Annotated in this window: 3 protein-coding genes; 1 reads left to right on the top strand and 2 read right to left on the bottom strand. The window is 65.3% G+C overall.

The window, feature by feature from the left end:
* The first annotated feature begins 54 nt into the window (after positions 1-54).
* On the top strand, positions 55-534 hold the full coding sequence (locus DBR20_RS08290; protein ID WP_099821154.1) for a glutathione peroxidase: 480 nt from the start codon (positions 55-57) through the stop codon (positions 532-534).
* 102 nt (positions 535-636) lie between these two features.
* Here DBR20_RS08290 and DBR20_RS08285 read toward each other — a convergent pair whose 3' ends face one another.
* Both DBR20_RS08285 and DBR20_RS08280 read right to left on the bottom strand, forming a co-directional pair.
* Positions 637-1,416 carry a ferredoxin--NADP reductase gene (locus DBR20_RS08285; protein WP_049466610.1) on the bottom strand — a complete coding sequence of 260 codons (780 nt, stop codon included), beginning with the start codon at positions 1,414-1,416 and terminating at the stop codon, positions 637-639.
* A 79-nt stretch (positions 1,417-1,495) separates the two neighbouring features.
* Positions 1,496-3,367 carry an ABC transporter ATP-binding protein gene (locus DBR20_RS08280; RefSeq protein WP_108265843.1) on the bottom strand — a complete coding sequence of 624 codons (1,872 nt, stop codon included), beginning with the start codon at positions 3,365-3,367 and terminating at the stop codon, positions 1,496-1,498.
* Positions 3,368-3,614: the final 247 nt, after the last annotated feature.

Here is a 3,614-nt window from a genome sequence, read left to right as displayed (position 1 = left end):
CCCCTGGATGGCTGCCCGGGTACCATGGAGAACACCGCCCCCAGGCCAGTTGCCATGACCACCGCCTACGATTTCAGCTTCCGCGACCTCGACGGCCAGCCGCAGGCGCTGGCGCAGTACCAGGGCCGTCCGCTGCTGCTGGTCAACGTGGCCAGCCGCTGTGGCTTCACCCCGCAGTACACCGGGCTGGAACAGCTGTGGCAGGACTATCGTGATCGCGGCCTGGTGGTGATCGGCTTTCCCTGCAACCAGTTCGGCGCGCAGGAGCCGGGCGATGCCGCGCAGATCCGCCAGTTCTGTTCGATCGATTACCCGGTCAGCTTCCCGCTGTCGCAGAAGATCGAGGTCAACGGCGAGGGTGCCGACCCGCTATGGGCGTGGCTGTCGCACGAGAAGCGCGGGCTGCTGGGCATCGCCCGCATCAAGTGGAACTTCAGCAAGTTCCTGGTTGATCGCAAAGGGCAGGTGGTGGATCGCTATGCGCCGACCACCAAGCCGGAGCAACTGCGCGGTGGCATCGAAGCGCTGCTTTGAAGGTAATGCCGGCCGCTGGCCGGCATCCCCCGTGATTCCAGCAGGGCCGGCCAGCGGCCGGCAGAGCAGCCGAGCGTGGGCTCGGCTCTACGACAGCCCGGCTTATTTCTCGACGAACGCGCGCTCGAACACGTAGTGGCCGGGCGTACCGATGCGCGGCGAAGTCTGGAAGCCGCGGCTGTCCAGCACGGTGCGCAGATCGGCCAGCATCTGCGGGCTGCCGCAGATCATCGCGCGGTCGTTTTCCGGGCTGAGCTCGGGCAGGCCGAGGGTGCGCTGCATCTCGCCGCTTTCCATCAGCGAGGTCAGGCGGCCCTGGTTCGGGAACGGTTCGCGGGTCACCGCCGGGTAGTACAGCAGCTTGTCGCCGACCATTTCGCCCAGGAACTCATGCTCGCGCAGTTCCTTCTCGAAGTAATCGCGATAGGCCAGGTCCTTTTCGTAGCGCACACCGTGGCACAGGATCACCTTGTCGAAGCGCTCGTAGGTCTCCGGGTCCTTGATCACCGACAGCCACGGCGCCAGGCCGGTGCCGGTGCCCAGCAGGTACAGGTGCTTGCCCGGGTGCAGGTCGCTGATCAGCAGGGTGCCGGTGGGCTTCTTGCCGACCAGTACCTTGTCGCCCGGCTTGATGTGCTGCAGGCGCGAGGTCAGCGGGCCGTCCTGCACCTTGATGCTGAAGAATTCCAGCTGTTCTTCCCAGTTCGCGCTGGCGATGGAGTACGCGCGCAGCAGCGGCCGCGCGTCGGTCTCCAGGCCGATCATCACGAACTGGCCGTTCTCGAAGCGGAAACCGCTGTCACGGGTAAGGGTGAAGCTGAAGTAGGCGTCGGTCCAGTGGCGGACCTCAAGCACCGTTTCGGCGCCGAAAGCGGAGGACATGGGCGTATCTATCGGAAGTCGTCGGGACAATTCTATCTCAAATGAGACAGGTTCTCATTAGGCGGAACGAGAGGCGTTCTCAGCGGTAACCTGCCGCCTGCAGTTCGAACAGCTCGGCATAGCGGCCGCCCTGTGCCATCAGCTCCTGGTGGGTGCCGCTGGCCTCGATCCGGCCATCGGCCAGTACCAGAATGCGGTCGGCCATGCGCACGGATGAGAAGCGGTGGGAAATCAGCACTGCAGTGCGATTATCCGCCAACTCCCTGAACCGCTGGAACACCTCGAACTCGGCGCGGGCATCCAGCGCCGCGGTGGGCTCATCCAGGATCATCACCTGTGCATCGCGCATCCACGCGCGGGCGATGGCGATCTTCTGCCACTGGCCACCGGACAGGTCCACGCCCTGCTTGAAGCGGCGGCCGATCTGCTGGTCGTAGCCGCCGGGCAGGGCAGCGATGACTTCCTCGGCCATGCCTCGGCGGGCGGCGTCGGTGATCCGCGCGAGGTCGTCCATCGCTTCCACCTGGCCGACACCGATGTTCTCGCCGGCACTGAGGTTGTAACGCACGAAGTCCTGGAAGATCACGCCGAGGTTGGCGCGCAGGTCGTCCAGGTCGTAGTCGCGCAGGTCGCGGCCATCGAGCAGGATGCGGCCTTCGTCGGGTTCGTACAGGCGTGCCAGCAGCTTGACCAGGGTGGTCTTGCCCGCACCGTTCTCACCGACCAGTGCCAGCACTTCGCCCGCGTGCAGCTGGAAATCGAGGTGACGCACGGCCCATTGCTCGGCATCGGGATAGCGAAAGCCCACGTCTTCGAACACGAAGCCTTCGCAGATCGGCTGCGGCACGCGCACCGCGTCCTTGCGCGAGTGGATTTCCGGTTCGATCTGGAAGAACGAATACAGGTCGTCCAGATACAACGCCTGGCTGGCCACCTGCGAGAAGCCGATCAGCAGGCCTTCCAGCAACTGGCGCAGGCGCAGGAAGCTGCCGGCGAGGAAGGTCAGATCACCGATCGAAAAATCGCCGCGCACCGTGCGCCAGGCAATATAGGCATACGCGGTGTAGTAGCCCAGCGTACCCAGCGCGGCCAGCAGCGTGCCCCAGAACGCACGCCGCCGGGCGAGCGCGCGGTTGGCCAGGAACAGTGCCGCCGACAAGCTGCGGTAACGGTCGACCAGGAACCGGTGCAGGTTGAAGATCTTTACTTCCTTGGCCGTTTCCACGCTTGCGCCGAGCTGGCGCAGGTAGTCCAGCTGGCGGCGTTCCGGTGTCCACAGGAAGTTGAGGCTGTAACCGGCCGCATTGAAGTGCGATTCACCGATGAAGGCCGGCACCAGCGCCAGCGCCAGCAGCAGGATCAGCCACGGTGCGTAGACCAGCAGGCCGACGGCCAGGCTGGCGACGGTGATCGCATCCTGCACCTGGCCGAACAGCTGGCTCATCAGGTTCATCCGACCCATCGTCTGGCGCCGTGCGCGGTCCAGCTTGTCCTGCAGGTCCGGATCCTCGAAGTCCTCAAGGTCCAGGGTGGCCGCGTGTTCCATCAGGCGCACGCTGGTGACGTTGGCGAACAGTTCCGACAACAGCGCATCGGCGTAGCTGACCAGACGGCCGAGCAGGTCCGAGGCGATGGCCAGTCCCAGTTCCAGCGCCAGCAGGCCGAGCAGCGGATTGAGCAACCCACTGGACAGGGCCTCACCCAGCGGCGGGAAGCCGGCATCGTGCTGGCTGAGATGCAGCGCGGTATCGATGATCAGCTTGCCGACGTACAGCATCGCCACCGGCAGCAGCGCACGGATCAGGCGCAGGCCAAGACTGGCCAGGGTCAGGGCGCGGCTGGTCTGCCACACCTGGCGCAGGAATGGCGGCAGGTTGCGCATCGCCTTGAAGCGTTGACGCAGGCTGGGTTTCTTGGCGCCGGCAGCGCCGGCAATGGGGGAAGCAGGCATGCCGCTATTGTGCGCGCCTGATACGTGCAGGTGGGGTCAGGGCAGCCATGTGGCCGACACCGAGGTCAGATCCCTTTGCGCGGCAAAGGGCTCTGACCCCAGCGACCCAAACCGGATCAGAGCCCTTCGCAGTGCGAAGGGGGCCGACCCGTCCACATCCACGCCATGCGTGGATCTACTGTGTCGACCAAGGTCCACACCTACCGAACAGCAGCAGGAAACTGTCGAAGGCGGGGTGGGCCAGGTC

Origin of the sequence: Stenotrophomonas sp. HMWF023 (genome assembly GCF_003060985.1) — a bacterium.
Taxonomy (GTDB): domain Bacteria; phylum Pseudomonadota; class Gammaproteobacteria; order Xanthomonadales; family Xanthomonadaceae; genus Stenotrophomonas; species Stenotrophomonas lactitubi.
This window is presented reverse-complemented; position numbering and strand designations above follow the sequence as displayed.

Coding starts and splice junctions, on each gene's coding strand:
- DBR20_RS08280 (WP_108265843.1), bottom strand. CDS start 3,367: ATGCCTGCTTCCCCCATTGCCGGCGCTGCCGGCGCCAAGAAACCCAGC.
- DBR20_RS08290 (WP_099821154.1), top strand. CDS start 55: ATGACCACCGCCTACGATTTCAGCTTCCGCGACCTCGACGGCCAGCCG.
- DBR20_RS08285 (WP_049466610.1), bottom strand. CDS start 1,416: ATGTCCTCCGCTTTCGGCGCCGAAACGGTGCTTGAGGTCCGCCACTGG.